Genomic DNA, 18,457 nt, shown 5'->3' with positions numbered 1-18,457 from the left:
TGCTCCGGCTGCGTCCTGCTTGTCTTTGTGCGGTTCACTCCGCGGCTGCGGCAAGACAGCGATCGATGATGCTGCCGATTTCGCTGCGGCAGGAGCCGCAATTGGTTCCAGCGCTGGTTTCCTTGCCGACCGCCTCGACGCTGTGGCATCCGCCGCGCACGGCAGCAGCGATCTGGTTGACCCCGACACTGAAGCAGGAGCAGACGGTGGCGCCCGGATCCGGCCTGCCGGCGCCGGGACGACCCGCAACGAGCGCAAAGCGTTTCCTGAGGTCGCCATGCGAGGCTGAGAGCTGCGAGATCGCCCAGTTGCGCGCGACAGCGACGGGCTCGCGGGCGAGAAACAGCGCGGCAAGCAGGACCTCGCCATCGAAGAAGGCAAGCCTGAGGTCGCCGGATTGCCGGTCGGCATAACCAAGCGGTTCGATCTCGGCCGGAATGGCGAAAACCGCCCGGCACCAGGCCGTCCAGTCTTCGACGGTTTCAGCGAAGGCAAGCTCCAGCCGCCAGCCGCCGGCGGCCTTTGCCAGCGCCCAATAGGCCGCGTCAGGCGTGGCAGGTTTTGTGGCGGAGACGGCGAAACCGTAATGGGTGGCGGGGAAGGGCCGGACGGCGACGGCAACGTTTTTCGACGCCGGTTGACCGGAAACGGGATCGGTGATCGGCGCGACCACGGCGTCGATCCGCGCTCTTGCAGCGAACTGGTCGTTCCAGTGCATCGGCGCAAAGATGCCGCCGCGTGCCTGGCGATCGGTCACCAGCGCCCTGACGATCGCCTTGCCGTGCGGGCTGTCGATCTCGACGAGGCCCGCGCTTGATATACCGGTCTCGATCGCGTCGCGCGGATGGATCTCGGCAAAGGGTTCGGCGATATGGGCGGAAAGCCGCGCACTCTTTCCCGTTCGCGTCATCGTATGCCACTGGTCGCGGATGCGCCCGGTATTCAGCGTGAAGGGATACTCGGCATCGGTGCGATCGGTTGCGGGCGGTTTGACCGCGACGAAGCGCGCCTTGCGATCGGGATGGAAGAAACCGCCCTCGGCGAAGAAGCGGGTGATGCTCGGTTCTGTCCCTGCCGCCTGCGGCCACTGGAAGGGCGACAGTTCGTCATAGGCGCCGCCGCTCATGCCGGCGCGCGCGCCGATGTCGAAGTCGCGGCTGCCGTTATTTTCGAAGGCGGAAAGCGCCGCGTGCTCGTCGAAGATTGCGGCCGGCGCTTCAAAATCGAAGGCGGCGGCAAATCCCATGCGGCGACCCACCTCCGCAAGCTGCCACCAGTCGGCCCTTGCATCGCCGGGGACGTCGAGAAACGGCCGCTGCCTTGAAATGCGTCGTTCGGAATTGGTGACGGTGCCATCCTTCTCGCCCCAGCCGAGCGAGGGCAGAAGCACATTTGCGTGCCGGGTCGTATCCGTCTCCTTCAGGATGTCCGAGACTACGACGAAGGGACAGGCAGCGATCGCGCTTTCGACGCTGTCGGCATCCGGCATCGAGACGACGGGATTGGTGGCCATGATCCACAGCGCCTTGATGCGCCCCTCGGCCACGGCTTGGAACATGTCGACCGCCTTCAGGCCGGGTTTCGCGGCGATGACTGGCGAGTTCCAGAAGCGCTGTACACGGTCCCGGTCTTCGGCATTCTCGATCGCCATATGGGCGGCAAGCATATTGGCGAGACCGCCGACTTCGCGCCCGCCCATGGCGTTCGGCTGGCCGGTCAGCGAAAACGGTCCCATGCCGGGGCGGCCGATGCGGCCGGTCGCCAGGTGGCAGTTGAGGATGGCATTGACCTTGTCGGTGCCGGAGGAGGACTGGTTGACGCCCTGGCTGTAGCAGGTCACGACCTTAGGCGTCGTCTCGAACAGGCGGAAGAACTCCCTGATCTGCATAGCCGGCAGGCCGGTCCGTTCCAGGAGATCGTTGATATCAAGCGCGGCAGCGGCCGCAAAAGCGTCGCCGAAACCTTCGGTATGGGCGCCGATATAATTCTGGTCGATTGCCGGACTGGTCGCGAGATGGGCAAGCAGTCCCATGAACAGCGCAACGTCGCCATCAGGACGGATGGCGAGATGCAGGTCGGCGATGTCGCAGGTCATCGTCCGGCGCGGATCGATGACGACGATCCGCATGTTTGGCCGTGCCGTCTTTGCGGCGGCAAGCCGCTGGTAGATGACGGGATGACACCAGGCAAGGTTGGAGCCGGTCAGGATCACCAGATCCGCAAGTTCGATATCCTCATAGGTCCCGGGCACCGTATCGGCGCCGAAGGCGCGGCGATGCCCCGCCACGGAAGAGGACATGCAGAGCCTTGAATTGGTGTCGATATTGCCGGAGCCGATGAAGCCCTTCATCAGCTTGTTGGCGACATAGTAATCCTCGGTCAGCAACTGGCCCGAGACGTAGAAGGCAACGGCGTCAGGTCCGTGTTCGGCGATCGTTTCAGAAAAACGGCGGGCGACCAGGTCAAGCGCCTCGTCCCAACCGCTCTGTTTGCCTTCGATCTCGGGATAGAGAAGCCGGCCATCGAGATCGATGGTTTCGGCAAGGGCTGAACCCTTCGAGCAGAGCCGGCCGAAATTCGACGGATGCTCGGGATCTCCTTTGACGCTGACTGCGCCTGCCTGGTCGACCGTGGCGATTACGCCGCAGCCGACACCGCAATAGGGACAGGTGGTCTTGACCTCCGCCGCCATCTATTCCGCCGCCATCATCAGGCTTTCCAGAGCAATGAACAGCCTGCCGTCTTCGTTCAGCACCTGGATCGTCCGGACCTCGCCTTCATCGGCGCCGAGCGCCTTGCCTGTTTCCAGCGAGATAACCCAGTTGTGCAGCGGGCAGGTGACTGACTTGGCGTGGACGATGCCCTGGGAGAGCGGGCCGCCCTTGTGCGGGCAGTGATCCTCGATGGCGAAGACCTCGTTTTCGGCCGTGCGGAAGACGGCGATCTTGCCTTGCGGCGTCTTCACGCAGCGCGCCCCGCGCAGCGGGATGTCGGAGATGTCACCGATTGCGATCCAGTTCATGTCCATCTCCTTACTCAGCAGCCTGTGGATAGCCGATCGTCGCCATCGGCTTGAACTCATGCTTGTCCTTGCCGGAAACACGCTCCGACCAGGGGTCGACCTGAGCAAATTTTTGGCTGAAGACGAAGCGCTCGTAATAGGCTTTGCGCTTTTCGGCATCACCCATGATCTGGCGGCGGATTTCCTCCAGGCCGACGCGCTTTGCCCATTTGTAGATGCGCTCGAGGTAACGGGCCTGCTCACGGTACATCTGCGTCAGGGCCACGATATACTCCAGCGCCTCGTCCTCGGTCCGGACAAGCCCGAGGACCTCCGTGCCCTTGATGTCGAGACCGGCCGCACCGGCGAAATGGATTTCGAAACCGGAATCCACGCAGATCACGCCGATGTCCTTGCAGGTTGCTTCCGCGCAGTTGCGCGGGCAGCCGGACACGGCCAATTTCAGCTTGGCCGGCGTCCAGGAGCCCCACATGAACTTTTCGATGCGGATGCCGAGACCGGTGGAATCCTGGGTGCCGAAGCGACACCAGTCAGAGCCGACGCAGGTCTTCACCGTGCGCAAGCCCTTGGCATAAGCCTGGCCGGAGACGAAACCGGCCTTGCCAAGATCGGCCCAGACGGCGGGCAGGTCTTCCTTCTCGATGCCGAGCAGGTCGATGCGCTGGCCGCCGGTGACCTTCACCATCGGGATCTCGAACTTGTCGACGACATCGGCGATGGCGCGCAGCTCGTTCGAATTGGTGACACCGCCCCACATACGCGGAACGACGGAATAGGTGCCGTCCTTCTGGATGTTGGCATGCACGCGCTCATTGATGAAACGCGACTGGTAGTCGTCGGCATATTCGTCCGGCCAGTCGCTGACCAGGTAATAGTTGAGCGCCGGCCGACATTTGGCGCAGCCGCACGAAGTCTTCCACTCGAGCTCCTGCATGACGGCAGGGATGCTTTTCAGCCCCTTGGCCTTGATCAGCCGGCGAACGTCGTCATGGCCGAATTCGGTGCAGGTGCACATCGGCTGGACCGCAGTCGGATTGTAGCTGTCGCCGAGCGTCAGCGCCATGAGTTGTTCGACGAGGCCGGTGCAGGAACCGCACGAGGCGGATGCCTTCGTGTGGGCGCGTACGTCGTCGAGCGACGTCAGCCCTTTGCCTGAAATCGTCGAAGTGATCTTGCCCTTGCATACGCCGTTGCAGCCACAAATCTCCGCGTCATCCGGCAAGGCTGCAACGGCCGCCATAGGGTCCAGCGGCGACCCTCCCTGATAGGCTTGTCCGAAGATCAGCGTCTCGCGCATCTCCGAAATATCGGTTGCCTTCTTCTTCAGGTCATTGAACCAGGCGCCATCGGCGGTTTCGCCGTAAAGCACGGTGCCGATGATCTTATTGTCCTTGAGCACCAGGCGCTTGTAGACGCCGGCGCTGGCATCGCGCAGCACGATCTCCTCGCGGTCGTCGCCATCGGCGAAATCGCCGAGTGAATAAAGCTCGATGCCGGTGACCTTGAGCTTGGTCGGCGTATCCGCGTGAACGAAGGCGGGCGAACGATCGCCGGAGAGATGCGCGGCGGCGATACGGGCCATTTCATAGAGCGGCGCAACGAGGCCATAGACCATGCCGCCCACCTCGGCGCATTCGCCGAGCGCGAGAATATTGCCGTCCGAGGTCTGCATGCCGGCATCGACGACGATGCCGCGATTGACCGCAAGGCCGGCGTCCTTCGCCAAGCCGACACTGGGACGAATGCCGACGGCCATGACGACCAGCGTTGCCGGGATGATGCGGCCGTCGTCAAGCTCTATGCCCTCGACCTTGCCGTTGCCGACGATCGCCTTGGTATTGGCCTTGCAGATGACCTTGATGCCGCGTTCTTCGACCGCCTTCTGCAGCAGATAACCGGCGGCGGGGTCGAGTTGGCGCTCCATCAGCGTCGGCATGACGTGCAGGACGGTGACGTCCATGCCGCGCTGGGCAAGGCCGGCCGCCGCTTCCAGGCCAAGCAGGCCGCCGCCGATGACGACAGCCTTTTCGCGCGACTGAGCGGCAAGCAGCATCGCCTGCACGTCGTCGAGATCGCGATAGGTGATGACGCCGGGCAGATCCTTGCCGGGAACAGGGATGATGAAAGGCACGGAACCGGTTGCGATCACCAGCTTGTCGTAGCTTTCGGTGACGCCGTGGTCGGAGGTGACGGTCTTGGCGGCACGATCGATGTTGACGATCTTGTGGCCCTTGTAGAGCATGATGCCGTGCTTGATATACCAGCCGTCACCGTGAATGATGATCTGCTCGTAGTCCTTTTCTCCGGAGAGAACCGGCGACAGCATGATGCGGTCGTAATTGACGCGCGGCTCGGCATTGAAGATCGTAACTTCATAGCGTCCCGGCGCCTGCTCGAAGAGGTGCTCCAGCATGCGCCCGGGCGCCATGCCATTGCCGATGATGACGAGTTTTTCGGTCATATTTCCAGGTCCTTAGATCAGGTTGCAGCCATGGGCGCCGAATGCCCTTGGCGCGACAGTTGCTTTACGGACAGGTGCATCCAGATGAGAGAGATCACGACGATCGCGAAGAGCAGCAGGAAACAGCTGGACCAAAGGCCGGTCATGTCTTTGAGGAGGCCAAAGGCAATCGGAAGGATGAAGCCGCCAAGGCCGCCCATCATCCCGACGACGCCGCCGACTGCGCCGACGTTTTCGGGGTAGTAGGCCGGAATGTGCTTGTAGACGGCGGCTTTGCCGAGGCTCATGAAGAAGCCGAGCACGAAGATGACGACGATGAAGATGACAGGGGTGATGCCGAACGCCGGACCCGTCCCGGACGCCGAAACAGCCGGCAGCGAAAGGATGAGAGTGGCGACGGCCGACACGGCAAGCATCGTATACATCACGCTACGCGCGCCCTTTTTATCCGAAAGCACGCCGCCGAAGGCACGGAAGATGCTGCCCGGGATGGAATAGGCGGCCGCGACCATGCCGGCGGTTTCCAGGTTGAAGCCGTAGACGCCGACCAGATAACGCGGCAGCCACAGCGACAGGGCGACGAAGCCTCCGAAGGCGAAGAAATAGTAGAGCGAGAAGCGCCAGACCTGAACGTTCTGCAGCGGCGCGAATTCCTGCGCGAAACTCTTGGAGGCAGCGCGGCGTTCGCGGCGGAGACGGAAGGCCGGATCATCGGTCGTGGTGAACCAGAAGACGATTGCCATCAGTGCCAGACAGACGGCCCAGATCTCCGCAACCGCCTGCCAGCCCCATGCGAGCAGCACGAAGGGGGCTGCGAATTTGGTCACGGCCGCGCCAACATTGCCGGCGCCGAAGATGCCGAGCGCGGTTCCCTGCTTCTCCGCCGGGAAGAAAGGCGAGACATAGGCGACACCGACCGCGAAGGAGCCGCCGGCCAGGCCGACGCCGAGGCCGGCGATCAACATCTGCGTATAAGTCTGCGCGTAGGAGAGCAGAAAGGTCGCCAATGCGGCGGCCAGCATGGTGAGCGTGTAAACGAGACGGCCACCGTAGCGCCCTGTCCAGATGCCAAGAACGATGCGCACGAGCGAGCCGGTAAGGACGGGGGTGCCGACCAGCAATCCGAACTCGGCCTCGTTCAGCCCGAGGTCCTGCTTGATGCGAATGCCGATGATCGCGAAGATCGTCCACACGGCAAAACAGAGGGTGAAGGCTACAGTGGAGATCCACAATGCTTTGGCTGGTTCGCCGGCCGACATAGGCTGTGCTTTCTCGATGACAGACATAACTTCTCCGGGGCCCGACAAGGTCGTGCCGATCCATCGCTGAGGGTTAAAACAAAAAGCCGCTGATCAGGACGCGCATACCCGAGGCGCGCAAAATATCCTGATCAGCGGCTTTGCTGGTGGCGCCCGCCGTTGGACGCCGAATTCTTGAGCCTTCTGGCCCACTTGCCTGGAGGCAATCCGTTGGCCGGATTGCTCAAGCTAAAACCTACCTCTTCAATCTGAAGAGCAGTCTCTGTATCTTCCGCGAGCGTCTATCACTCACTCTGCGCTGATCGCCATTGACCGGTGCAATAAAGGTCATGCAAACTGCGTGCCAGTTTTGTGATCTTTGTTCAAGCCACTGAATACAAATAATATTTTACGAAACGCGTCGCCTGCTTGTTTTTCGGGCGGCCACCCGCTCATGCAAATATTTTGTGCGCTTTTCGTGAGGCGGGCAGATACTTGCTGGCGTTTTGTGCAGGCCGGCATCGGTTATACCTCGTCGTCGCAAACGAAGGCGAGGGCGCTTTTGACTGCAAAACCTGCGACATAGTCCGGCAGCCTCGCCGGGTCGAAAACGTGGCCGTCCATGAAACGGTCGCCCTCGTCACTGCCTTCGATGCGGATATCGGCATCTTCAGGCGCGTTGGCGTCACCGAGAGCCGTGCGATAGAGATCCGGGCGGTAAGCGGATGCTGCGGCCCTTGCCATGTTAAGGCTGATCTCGGCCTGTCCCCAGCGGATCATCTGGCTGTAGATCCAAAGAGCATGGCTTGGCCGGGGATAATTGGCGAAGCCGGAATGGAACATGAAATAATCGGCGATGATGCGGCGGTTGCCCTTTGCGTCGAGGCTGAATTCGCCGGCGAGCACGCGGCGAATGATCTCGACGGGGGCGGCGATATAGCGCGGGTCGGCAAGAGCTGCCGCCAGCGCGTCGTGATTTTCCGGCCGATCGCACCACTGGGCTGCCGCGTCGAGGGCCACGATCAGCCGGGATACGGTTTCCGGATGGCTTTCCGCCCAGTCCGGCCGCATGCCGATCACCTTTTCCGGTGCCGACGGCCAGATATCCTGTTTGGCGGCGACGATGCGCCCGACGCCGCGCTCCGAAGCGACCATGTTCCACGGCGCGCCGACGCAGAAGCCGTCGATCGCACCGGCTGCCAGCGCATCCGAAGTCATGGACGGCGGCACGACGACGAGCTTGACATCCTTGTCGGGATCGATGCCTCCGGCCGCTAGCCAGTAGCGGAATTCGTAATTGTGCGAGGAGAAGGGGTAGGTGACGCCGAAGGTTGGCAGCGGCTCGCCGCGGGCCTTCATCGCCGCCAATGTTTTTGCCAGTGCATAGGCATTGTCGAGCGCGCTTGCCGTTTCCGGCAATCCTGCGTCATCCCGCATCCTGTCGAAGAGCCGCGTCGACAGAGTGATCGCGTTGCCGCCGCGCCCCAGCGAAAACGGCGTGATCGTCGGCGAGGGATTGGAGCCGAGACCAAGCATGGAGGCAACGGGCATCGGCGACAGCATGTGGGCGATATCGAACTGACGGAATGCCAGGCGGTCGCGCACATTCGCCCAGGAGACGTCCTTGACCAGCTCGAGCGTCAACCCTTCCTTCCGCGCGAAGCCGAATTCCGCCGCCGCAATCAGCACCGATGCATCGACGAGCGGAATGAAGCCGGCCCGCAGCACTTTCGGTCCTTCGGTGTTCACGCGCACGGGCGAGGGCAGCTCGCCGCCAGAATTGGCGATCTTCGTCATCATATCCACTCCGGTTTCCTCCGGAAATTCATCAGGTCGGCCATTACATCAACAGCCCCGCGGCAGTGACGACGCTCTGGGCGATTTCCGACATCTTCTTCTTTTCGTTCATCGCTGTCTGGCGCAGCAGGGCGAAAGCCTCTTCCTCCGACAGGCCGCGCATCTTCATCAATATGCCTTTGGCGCGCTCGATGAGCTTGCGTTCCTCCAGCGCGGAGCGGGCATCGGCAAGCTCCCGCCGCAGCCGGCTGAAGGCATTGAAGCGGCTGACGGCCATGTCGAGGATTGGTTTGACGCGTTCCTTCTTCAAGCCGTCGACGATATAGGCCGAGACGCCGGCATCGACAGCTGCCTCGATCGAGGCCGTGTCGGACCGATCGACGAACATGGCGATCGGGCGGCTGACCGTGCGCGTCAGCTGGAACAGGTGCTCCATCATGTCGCGGTTGGGATTTTCGATATCGATGATGATCACATCGGGCATCAGCGTTTCGATGATTCGCGCGATGCCATTGACCTCATGCACGACGGTGACGCGCGTATGCCCTGCCTCGCGCAGGCCTTCTTCGATGATGGAGGCGCGAATGGCATTTTCGTCGATCACCAGAATTGTCAGATCGAGATGCGTCATTGCTCTATTCATGACGCAGTGCAGCAAATTTAGCAAGGCTCCGCCTGAAAAATGTGCAAGAATAAATATGCGTAAAAAGTAATCAAATTGCCGAAATTTCGAGCGGGATCAATATACAGCGTCGCGGCAAGGTCTTCAGGGCTGCGGTATTTCGGATGTGAAAAGGGGAACGTCATAGCCGCGCTTGATCTGTGGCCGTGCCGCAAGCCTGAGATACCATCGTTTGACGTTCGCAAATGCATTCAGGTCGATCTCGTGGCGTTTAAAACGGGAAACCCAGGGCCAGACCGCCATGTCGGCGATGGAATAGTCGTCGACGAGATAGTCGCGGTCTGCGAGCCGCGCGTTCAACGTCTCATATAGGCGGCGAGTGTCCCTGCGAAAGAGATCCTCTGCGAACGGCGCTTCGCCTGCATTGTAAGTCAGGAAATAATGGGCGTTGCCGAGTGTCGGCCCGAAGCCGCCCATCTGCCACATCAGCCATTCGATCGTGTGATGCCGGGCGGCACCCTGCCGGGGCAGGAAGCGGCCGGTCTTTTCGGCGAGGTAGAGCAGGATGGCGCCGGATTCGGCAAGCGTGATCCCGGTCTCGTGATCGACGATAGCCGGAATCTTGCCGCCCGGATTGATGGCGAGATAATCCTGCCGGAATTGATCTCCCTTGGTAATATCGATCGTGTGGGGGCGGTAGGAGAGGCCGAACTCCTCGAGCGCGATGGACACTTTAAGCCCGTTCGGCGTGATCCACGTATAGAGGTCGATCATCGGGGGGTCAATCGAACATCATTTCGTCGACCGGCAGCTTCGTCATTCCGAAGCGCCCGGTGACATCGTCGAGGCCAGAGAACATGTCCCGCAGAGTTTGCACGATCGTCTCGACACGCGGGTCAATGACGCGATAGACGATCGCTTTGCCGTCGCGGCGTCCTTCGATCACGCCCGCCTCGCGAAGCTCGCTCAATTGCTGGGAAAGCGTCGGCTGGCGGATACCGAGCTCGTCCTCCATCCCAGAGACCGAGGCTTCCGTCTCCATGAGGTAGCAGACGATCGCCAGGCGGTTGGCGTTGGCGATCAGCTTCAGCAATTCGCTTGCTGCGCCGACATCGCGGCAGACTCTTGAGGAAACGGGCTTCGTCAACGGTATCGTCCTTGAAGGTTCTATAAAAAAGTAAAGTGACGGCGCTGAATTTTCAACTCCGGCGCGCTCACTTCGCTCGATCTGGTAAAAGATTTCATTGCCTATCGATTTTATGGGATTTCAAAGGCGATTTTCTCCCGCTGACGACAATCGTTTCCTGGCAATCAATTTATAAAAAAGTAAATTGATTGCCATGAGCCACGTCATCGGTCGCACAGAATGAAAATTGGTGTTCATCCCAACAATCTGCATCTGCGTCTCGCGCGCCTCTGGCCCGGCGCCTTCGCGGATCTGCAGCCAATATTCGTCTCCTATGCAGAAGGCCGCGATACGGCGGCGCTGCTGGAAAATGGCGACATCGATCTCGGCGGCACCGGCTCGACGCCGCCGCTTGAGGCGGACATACGCGGCCTCGGCGTCGAATATGTCGCCGCCTCCGCGCCGCGCCCGGCCAATGGCGCCATTTTCGTCAGGAGCGACAGTCCGATCGGCTCCGTCGCTGAGCTGAAAGACCGCCGGATCTCGCTGATCGACGGTTCGTTTCACACCTATCTCCTGGCCCGCAGCCTCGAAGGTGAGGGGATGAGCCTGCCGGATGTCGAGCGGGTCGAAAGCGGAGCGCGCGATTCGCTCGCCGATCTGCTCGAAGGGCGCGTCGATGCCTGGGTCGCCATGTCGCCGCGTCTCGAAAAGGCACTGGAGCGCGACGACGTCAAGCCGATCGTCCGCTGCGGCGCGGCCATTCCCAACCGTTCTTTGTTCTGGACATTGGAGCGGAACGGCCTTTCGGCAACGGAGATCCGGGCGATCGTCTCCGAACTCAGCCGGATCGGTAACGGGATCGCCGCTGATCCACGCACCGCCGCCAGACTTCTTGCATCGGACGACCGCGGCGGACCTGACGACCGCGGCGGATCTGGCGACCGCGACGGAACGGATATCGATGCCTGGGAAAAGGTGGTGCGCTCGCGCGACTTCACGGTGTTCCCGATCGACGAAGAGATCATTGCCGAACAACAGGAAGAGGCCGACACGTTGCTGCGCCACGGCCATTTCGACAAGGCCATCGCGCTGAAACGCCCGGAAACGACGAGATAACGAAGGAATCAGGCGATGAACGTTTTCTGGTACATGTGCGCGCCCGACGGCGCCTATCCCTGGCAGCCGGAAGGCTCACGTCAGGTCGATTACGGTTACTACAAGCAGCTTGCCCAGGCCTATGACCATCTGGGCTACACCGGCGCGCTGTTTGCGACCGGCGCCCACGACGTCTGGGTGCTGGCGAGTGCGCTGCTTGCTCACACCGAGCGACTGCGTTTCCTCGTCGCCGTCCATCCCGGCCTCGTCGCGCCGACACTGCTTGCCAAGATGGCAGCGACCTTCCAGGAATTCGCCCGCGGCCGGCTGCTCATCAACGTCGTCTCCGGCGACGCCAAGATGCTCGGCGCCTATGGCATGATGTTACCGCATGACGAGCGCTATGACATGGCGGAGGAATATCTTCAGCTTTGGCACCGGCTCTTTGCCGGTGAGAGCGTTACCCATCAGGGCAAGTATTTCTCGACGGACGGCGCCAAGCTCGCCTTGCCGGTCGGCGAGAGCATCGCACCACCGCCGCTCTGGTTCGGTGGCTCCTCGGATAAGGCGCTTGAAGTCGCGGCAAAACATGTGGACACCTATCTCTCCTGGGGCGAGACGCCCGCCCAGATCGGCGAAAAGGTCGAAGCGGTGAAGGCGCGTGCCGCCCATTACGGTCGTGAACTGGAATATGGCATCCGCCTCTATGTCATCGTTCGCGACACCGACGAAAAAGCCTGGGAGGCGGCGGCTGACCTCTATGACCGCATGGATGATGCGGCGATCAGCGCCAACCAGCGTTTCGTTGCAAGAAGCGATTCCGTCGGCCAGCAGCGCATGACGGCGCTGCACGGCGGCCTCAAGCCGGAGAACATGCGCGATCTCGAAGTCGCGCCGAACCTCTGGGCCGGCATCGGCCTGGTGAGGCCCGGTCCCGGTACGGCGATCGTCGGCTCTCCGGATACCGTTCTGCGCACGCTCGAAGCCTATCAGAAGGCTGGTGTCGATACTTTCATTCTTTCTGGCATGCCGCTGCTTGAGGAAGCCTATCGTTTCGGCGAAAAGGTGCTGCCGCGGCTCGATGTCAGCAGGGAAGTCTCGAAGGCGCGGAACTACACCTGGTCGACGCTCTTCGATCGCGATCTTTCGACCGTCAAGAGCGCCTGATCCTCTCGCCAGAAGGTAAGTTTTGTGGCCACCAGTGAATTTCATCCGATCGAACGGGCCGCTCCAGATAGCGGGGTGGCAGCGCGCCTGCTGCGGGTGATCGAAGCGATTCTCGGCATTGCCGCGGCAGTCGTTCTGGCCGTACTGCTCTTGATGGTGCTCGTCACAGTCTGCCTGCGCTATTTCTTCAGCGCCGGCTTCATCGGCGCCGAGGATCTCGGCATCTGGCTGCATGTTGGTCTGATCGCGCTCGGCGCGCCCCTCAGCCTCAACAGCGCGCTTGCCATGCGCCTCGACGTCTTCGTCAAGATGCTGCCGGAAAGCCTGCAGAAGGTCACGCCGATCGGCGCCGACGTCTTCACCGTGCTTTCGGCGCTGATCCTGAGCTTCGGCGGCAGCGAGATCATGACGATGCTCGGCGGCGTCTCGCCGACGCTCGGCGTGCCGGAATGGATTCGCTTCGGTTTCCTCGGCGCTGGCGGCGCGCTGATCCTCGTCGTGCTGCTTCTGCAGCGCATCGCGGAAGGCAGGATCCTGTCGGTTTTGCTCTCGCTTGCCGTCGGTGTCGCGCTCTATGCCGGCATTCCGCATGTCTCGCTCGATCTCGACTGGCCGCCGAGCATCTTCCTCGGACTGATCGCCGCGGTCGGTCTGCTGCTCGCGGCGCCTCTGCCGCACGCTTTTCTCGCCGCAGCCTATGTCGTCATCGCCTTCGGCAGCAGCCTGCCGGAGCCGGCGATCGTTTCCGCGACCGTCACCGGCATCTCGAAATTCCTGCTGCTTGCCATTCCCTTCTTCCTGCTCGCCGGCGGCCTCCTGACGGCCTCCGGAGTCGCCAACCAGCTCGTGCGCTTCGCCGCCGCCATGGTCGGACATCGCCGGGCCGGGCTGGCGCAGACGACGCTTTTGACCAGCGTCCTGTTTTCCGGCGCTTCCGGCTCGTCGGTCGCAAACGCCGCCTTCGGCGCCTCGACCTTCCAGCCCGAGCTGGTCAAACACGGCTATCGGCCGGCGCAGGCGGCGGCGATCATCGCCTCGACATCGGTTCTCGACAATGTCATCCCGCCGTCGATCGCCTTCCTCATCCTTGCGACCGCGACCAATCTTTCCGTCGGCTCGCTGCTCGTCGGCGGCTTCTTCGCCGGCGGCTTGATGGCCATATGCCTGGCGGTCGCTATCCATCTAACAGTCAGCGAACAGGTGCCGTTGCCGCGCGCAAATGCGAAACAACGTTGGCAATCGGCGGTCCAGGCGATCCCGGCTTTCGGGCTCGGCATCATCGTCGTCGTCGGCATCCGCATCGGCATCGTCACGACCACGGAGGCCGCAGCACTTGCCGCTTTCTACACGCTGCTGCTCGGCATCGGTGCGCGCCTCGGCATTCTCTCGCTCTATGCCGCCTTTCGCCAGGCAGCAGTCGAAGCGGCGGCGATCGGCCTTCTCATCGGCACGGCCGGCCCCTTTGCCTTTTTGCTGGCGGTCGACGACGTGTCCGGACTGATCTCGCATCTGACGACGGTGCTCGGCGGCAGCGCGCTTGCGGTCATCCTGCTGTCGAACGTCATCCTGCTGGTGGTCGGCCTCGTTCTCGATATCGGCGCCGCGATCCTGCTCTTCGGCCCCATTCTGCTGCCGGCAGCGGTCGCCGCTGGCATCGATCCCATTCAGTTCGGGGTGATCATCGTCGTCAACCTGATGATCCACGGACTGACGCCGCCGCTCGGCATGCTGATCTTCGTCGTCAGCGGCGTCACGCGTATTCCCGCCTCAGAACTCTTTCGGGCGGTCGTTCCCTATCTGCTCGCCCTCCTGGTCTCGCTCGCAATCCTCTGCGCCTGGGCCATCATCTTCTCGTAAACAGGACAACCTCATGGACAATTTCAACCGACGCAATTTCCTGAAGACCGCAGCTCTCGCCGGAACGGCGCTTGCAGCGCCCGCCTTCGTTCGCGCCGCCGCCGCCCGCACGACGACGATCACAATCGCTTCGCTGCTCGGCGACGACAAGCCGGAAACGAAGATCTGGGTGAAGATCGGCGAACTGGTCGAAGCGAAACTCCCCGGCCAGTTCAAGTTCAATATCGTCAGGAACGGTGCGCTCGGCGGCGAGAAGGAAGTGGCCGAAGGCGTGCGCCTCGGCTCAATCCAAGCCAGCCTCTCGACGGTCTCGTCGCTCTCCGGCTGGGCGCCGGAACTGCAGATCCTCGATCTGCCCTTCCTCTTCCGCGATGCCGATCATGTTCGCAGGACCGTCGCCGGCGATGTCGGCGCCGATCTCAAGCAGAAACTGCAGGCGCAGAATTTCGTCGTCGGCGATTTCATCAATTATGGCGCCCGCCATCTCCTGACCAAGGAACCGGTGACGCGGCCGGAGCAGCTCAAGGGCAAGCGCATTCGTGTCATCCAGAGCCCGCTGCACACCAAGCTCTGGAGCGCATTCGGCACGACGCCGATCGGCATTCCGATCACCGAGACCTATAATGCGCTCGCAACCGGTGTCGCCGACGCGATGGATCTGACCAAATCGGCCTATGCCGGTTTCAAGCTCTATGAGGTCGTGCCCGATATGACCGAGACCGGTCACATCTGGGCATCCGGCGTCATCTATTATGCCTCGACCTTCTGGGCCGGCCTCAACGACGAGCAGAAGGCGGTGTTCCAGCAGGCTTCCAGCGAAGGCGCTGCCTATTTCAACCAGCTGATCGTCGACGACGAATCCAAATCCGTCGAGACCGCACTTGCCAACGGCGGAAAACTCTTGAAGCCGGAAGCCTTCGACGAATGGCAGAAGGGCGCCCAAGGCGTGTGGGACGATTTCGCGCCTGTTGTCGGCGGCATCGACAGGATCAAATCCGTCCAGGCCGCCTGAGCGAGGGGCGGGCGGTTCTCCTGCTGCTTTTGACGGGACCGATGGAAAGCCATCGGTCTCTTCATCGCGCGCACCTGCCGGAAAAATAATGTCGGAGCAGGCCGGAAATCGAAAGAGCATGCCTTCGGTGATCGTGGTATATGAATTACTTAAAATCCTGGAATGGGAAGTTTTTACCTTCGGCCGGTGCGATCCTTTTGACCGCAATCTCGCGACCGCTTCCGGCGGACGGATCCCATGGCCTCGATTTGAGATAAACAACATTGAACACAAGGCTTTGGAGGGCCGACCATGAGCTTACGTATCAACGATATTGCCCCCGATTTTACCGCCGACACCACCCAGGGACCGATCAGCTTCCATGAGTGGATCGGCAGCGGCTGGGCCGTCCTGTTCTCGCATCCGAAGAATTTCACGCCGGTTTGCACCACTGAGCTTGGCGCCATGGCCGGCCTCGCAGGGGAGTTTACCAAGCGTGGCGCCAAGATCATCGGCATCTCCGTCGATCCGGTCGAAAGCCATGCCAAGTGGAAGAACGACATCAAGACCGCCACAGGCTTCGACGTCGAATATCCGCTGATCGGTGACAAGGACCTCAAGGTCGCCAAGCTCTACGACATGCTGCCGGCCGGCGCCGGCGAGAGCTCGGAAGGCCGCACGCCTGCCGACAATGCGACGGTGCGTTCGGTCTTCATCATCGGTCCGGATAAGAAGATCAAGCTGATCCTGACCTATCCGATGACGACGGGCCGCAATTTCAATGAGATCCTGCGCGCCATCGATTCCATCCAGCTGACGGCCAAGCACCAGGTGGCCACACCAGCGAACTGGAATCAGGGCGAGGATGTCATCATCACTGCCGCGGTTTCCAACGAAGACGCGATCACGCGTTTCGGCTCCTTCGATACGGTTCTGCCCTATCTCAGGAAGACCAAGCAGCCGACTGCCTGATTGCTGCTTTCTAGCCATTCTCCAGACCGCCGCGGCCATATGGCCCGGCGGCTTTTTTGTGCAGGCATTCTGGAAGAATGTCGCTCCGTTGCGCCTTGTTGTTGGGCAATTTCGGACGCAAAACCGCTACGCCCTTTTGCTGCAATTGCTTGGGCTCAATCCGGAACGGGAAGGGCGCGCTGGTTGTAGAGGATCTTGCGGATGCGTGCCTGCTCTTCTTCGGAGAGCTTGCTGTTGTCGGTGCTAAGATCTGCCCCGACCGCAAGGCCGCGCTGAACGCCGGGCCGTGCACTGAGCTCCTCGAACCATCGTTTGAAATGCTTGAATTCGTTGATGTCCTGACCCTGGGCCTGCCAGTTGACGGTCCAGGGATAGCTGACGATGTCGGCGATGGTGAATTCGTCACCGGCGAGATAACGCCGGTCGCGAAGCCGCATGTTGAGAACGCCGTAAAGGCGGTTGGCTTCGTCGGTGAAGCGCCGCACCGCATAGGACTGATCGCCTTCGCGATCGCCGAGGCGGCGGAAATGACCGGCTTCGCCGAGTTTTGGCCCCTGGTTCGCCATCTGCCAGATCACCCATTGCGTGACCTCGTATTTGCCACGCAGATCCTGCGGCCAGAATTTGCCGGTCTTCTCGGCGAGATAGAAGAGGATCGCGCCGGATTCGAACACGCTCAAGGGACCGCCGCCATCGGCAGGCTCGTGATCGACAATGGCAGGCATGCGGTGATTGGGGTTGAGCTTTAGATAATCGGGTCTGAACTGGTCGCCCCGCCCGATATTGACCGGCACCAGCCGATAGGGAGTGCCGGTTTCCTCCAGGAAGATCGAAACCTTCTTGCCGTTCGGCGTCGGCCAGTAGTGGAGATCAATCATCTGCGTATCCTCGTTTGCTCGATTTCCTGGTAAACAGGATGACGCGACGACCATGGCAGGTCGAATATGTTTGTTCCAAAATCGATGGCGAAATTAGAAACCTGTGACCAGTCCGTGCCAGCAACTCAGGTGCAGATATGGAAATGGGGAAGCTTCGTGCCTCGATCGATGATATCTAGAATCCAGCGTCGTGATGGAAGTTCAAACCTCATGAGATCCGATGACACGCCGAAAACGTCAGTCCGACATTGGGAAGAGATCGGCCAAGGCCATGCTTTCGCTCTGTCTTCTGTTTTCCCAAGCGGACACTATGATGGCCCAGCCGGAAGGAAGCACTGGGGCGCCGGCATGTCTCTACTCAGGTCCTTCGGCGTCGGGATCGGGTGAGACGCTCTGCATCCGGAAAGATAGTTTCAACCGCGACCTTTGCGTCGCGATCGAGCATTTCGCCAGCGCCAATCAATTGCCGCCGGATTATTTCGCCCGTCTCATCTGGCGGGAAAGCACCTTTCGCCCCGATGCGGTCAGCTTCAAGGGAGCGCAGGGGATTGCGCAATTCATGCCCGGAACGGCGAAACTGCGCGGTCTTGAAGACAGCTACCAGGTGTTGGAAGCCCTGCGGAAATCGGCGCAGTATCTCGACGAATTGCGCAATCGTTTCGGCAATCTCGGCCTTGCCGCCGCCGCCTACAATGCCGGCGAAAACGGACTTTCCTCTTACCTAGCGTCAGGGAGATTACCTTACGAGACGCGCGGTTACGTCCTGGCGATCACCGCGCATACGATCGAGGAATGGAAGGATAATCCCCCGGAAGATGCGGCCGCCCCGCTCGACAAGGACAAGCCGTTTCTCGATGGCTGCGTGGCGCTTGCCGAACGGCGGACATTGAAGGACACACCCTGGCGTCAGGAGGGTGAATGGGCGCCCTGGGGCGTCCAGCTTGCGGCGAATGCGAATGTCGCGGTGGCCCGGCGCATGTTTCTCGACGCCGTGCAGGATCTGCCGACACCCTTGAATGCCGAGCAGCCGCTGATCCTGCGCCAGCGCGACCGCAGCTTTGGTTTTCGCCCGCGTTATGCTGCCCGCATCGGCCGGCAGACACGCTTGGAAGCCAACGACCTCTGCAACCAGATCCGCAAGCATGGCGGCACCTGTCTTGTTTTCAAGAATCGATAGCGGGCCTGGTTGAGCCGACTTGATCACGAAAAGTCTGCTTGCAGGATCACC

16 protein-coding genes are annotated in these 18,457 nt (G+C 61.4%); 7 read left to right on the top strand and 9 right to left on the bottom strand.

The window, feature by feature from the left end:
• Positions 1-34 precede the first annotated feature (34 nt).
• The 8 genes from HX898_RS07275 to HX898_RS07240 all read right to left on the bottom strand — a co-directional run bounded on the left by HX898_RS07275 (position 35) and on the right by HX898_RS07240 (position 10,287).
• Entirely contained in the window at positions 35-2,692 is a 2,658-nt protein-coding gene (locus HX898_RS07275) for a nitrate reductase (RefSeq protein ID WP_180194311.1), read from the bottom strand.
• Entirely contained in the window at positions 2,693-3,028 is a 336-nt protein-coding gene (nirD, locus tag HX898_RS07270) for a nitrite reductase small subunit NirD (protein WP_017960132.1), read from the bottom strand. It abuts the gene before it with no gap.
• A 4-nt stretch (positions 3,029-3,032) separates the two neighbouring features.
• Positions 3,033-5,483: a nitrite reductase large subunit NirB gene (nirB, locus tag HX898_RS07265; RefSeq protein WP_138329898.1), complete on the bottom strand. Its 2,451-nt coding sequence runs from the start codon at positions 5,481-5,483 to the stop codon at positions 3,033-3,035.
• Between the two features lie 17 nt (positions 5,484-5,500).
• A complete protein-coding gene (locus HX898_RS07260; RefSeq protein ID WP_180194310.1) occupies positions 5,501-6,769 on the bottom strand; it encodes a nitrate/nitrite transporter in 1,269 nt (422 codons plus the stop codon).
• Positions 6,770-7,246: 477 nt separating this feature from the next.
• Positions 7,247-8,527, bottom strand: a complete 1,281-nt coding sequence (locus HX898_RS07255) for a CmpA/NrtA family ABC transporter substrate-binding protein (protein ID WP_180194309.1) — start codon at positions 8,525-8,527, stop codon at positions 7,247-7,249.
• Between the two features lie 34 nt (positions 8,528-8,561).
• Entirely contained in the window at positions 8,562-9,149 is a 588-nt protein-coding gene (locus tag HX898_RS07250) for an ANTAR domain-containing response regulator (RefSeq protein WP_138329895.1), read from the bottom strand.
• Between the two features lie 135 nt (positions 9,150-9,284).
• A complete protein-coding gene (locus HX898_RS07245; RefSeq protein WP_180194308.1) occupies positions 9,285-9,914 on the bottom strand; it encodes a glutathione S-transferase N-terminal domain-containing protein in 630 nt (209 codons plus the stop codon).
• Between the two features lie 7 nt (positions 9,915-9,921).
• Positions 9,922-10,287, bottom strand: a complete 366-nt coding sequence (locus HX898_RS07240) for a metalloregulator ArsR/SmtB family transcription factor (protein ID WP_027684949.1) — start codon at positions 10,285-10,287, stop codon at positions 9,922-9,924.
• A 219-nt stretch (positions 10,288-10,506) separates the two neighbouring features.
• Here HX898_RS07240 and HX898_RS07235 point away from each other — a divergent pair, with 219 nt between their 5' ends.
• From HX898_RS07235 to HX898_RS07210, 6 genes are all read left to right on the top strand, one after another.
• Positions 10,507-11,385, top strand: a complete 879-nt coding sequence (locus HX898_RS07235) for an ABC transporter substrate-binding protein (RefSeq protein WP_180194307.1) — start codon at positions 10,507-10,509, stop codon at positions 11,383-11,385.
• A gap of 15 nt (positions 11,386-11,400) precedes the next feature.
• Positions 11,401-12,531: an LLM class flavin-dependent oxidoreductase gene (locus HX898_RS07230; protein WP_171598924.1), complete on the top strand. Its 1,131-nt coding sequence runs from the start codon at positions 11,401-11,403 to the stop codon at positions 12,529-12,531.
• A gap of 24 nt (positions 12,532-12,555) precedes the next feature.
• Entirely contained in the window at positions 12,556-14,388 is a 1,833-nt protein-coding gene (locus HX898_RS07225) for a TRAP transporter large permease subunit (protein WP_180194306.1), read from the top strand.
• Positions 14,389-14,401: 13 nt separating this feature from the next.
• The gene (locus HX898_RS07220; protein ID WP_180194305.1) at positions 14,402-15,400 is read left to right on the top strand and encodes a TRAP transporter substrate-binding protein; all 999 of its coding nucleotides are present in this window, start codon (positions 14,402-14,404) and stop codon (positions 15,398-15,400) included.
• A gap of 88 nt (positions 15,401-15,488) precedes the next feature.
• Positions 15,489-15,695, top strand: coding sequence for a hypothetical protein (locus HX898_RS07215; protein ID WP_138329883.1), 207 nt, complete (start codon positions 15,489-15,491; stop codon positions 15,693-15,695).
• Entirely contained in the window at positions 15,692-16,351 is a 660-nt protein-coding gene (locus HX898_RS07210; protein ID WP_138329881.1) for a peroxiredoxin, read from the top strand. The genes HX898_RS07215 and HX898_RS07210 overlap by 4 nt, the downstream gene beginning before the upstream one ends.
• Positions 16,352-16,506: 155 nt before the next feature.
• Here HX898_RS07210 and HX898_RS07205 read toward each other — a convergent pair whose 3' ends face one another.
• Positions 16,507-17,229, bottom strand: a complete 723-nt coding sequence (locus tag HX898_RS07205) for a glutathione binding-like protein (RefSeq protein WP_180194304.1) — start codon at positions 17,227-17,229, stop codon at positions 16,507-16,509.
• 220 nt (positions 17,230-17,449) lie between these two features.
• Here HX898_RS07205 and HX898_RS07200 point away from each other — a divergent pair, with 220 nt between their 5' ends.
• Positions 17,450-18,406: a lytic transglycosylase domain-containing protein gene (locus HX898_RS07200; protein ID WP_180194303.1), complete on the top strand. Its 957-nt coding sequence runs from the start codon at positions 17,450-17,452 to the stop codon at positions 18,404-18,406.
• Positions 18,407-18,457: the final 51 nt, after the last annotated feature.

The sequence above is a fragment of the Rhizobium sp. WYCCWR 11128 genome (assembly GCF_013416305.1).
GTDB classification, from domain to species: Bacteria; Pseudomonadota; Alphaproteobacteria; order Rhizobiales; family Rhizobiaceae; genus Rhizobium; species Rhizobium indicum.
The sequence above is the reverse complement of the archived record's forward strand: the minus strand, read 5'-3'. Positions and strand labels throughout refer to the sequence as shown.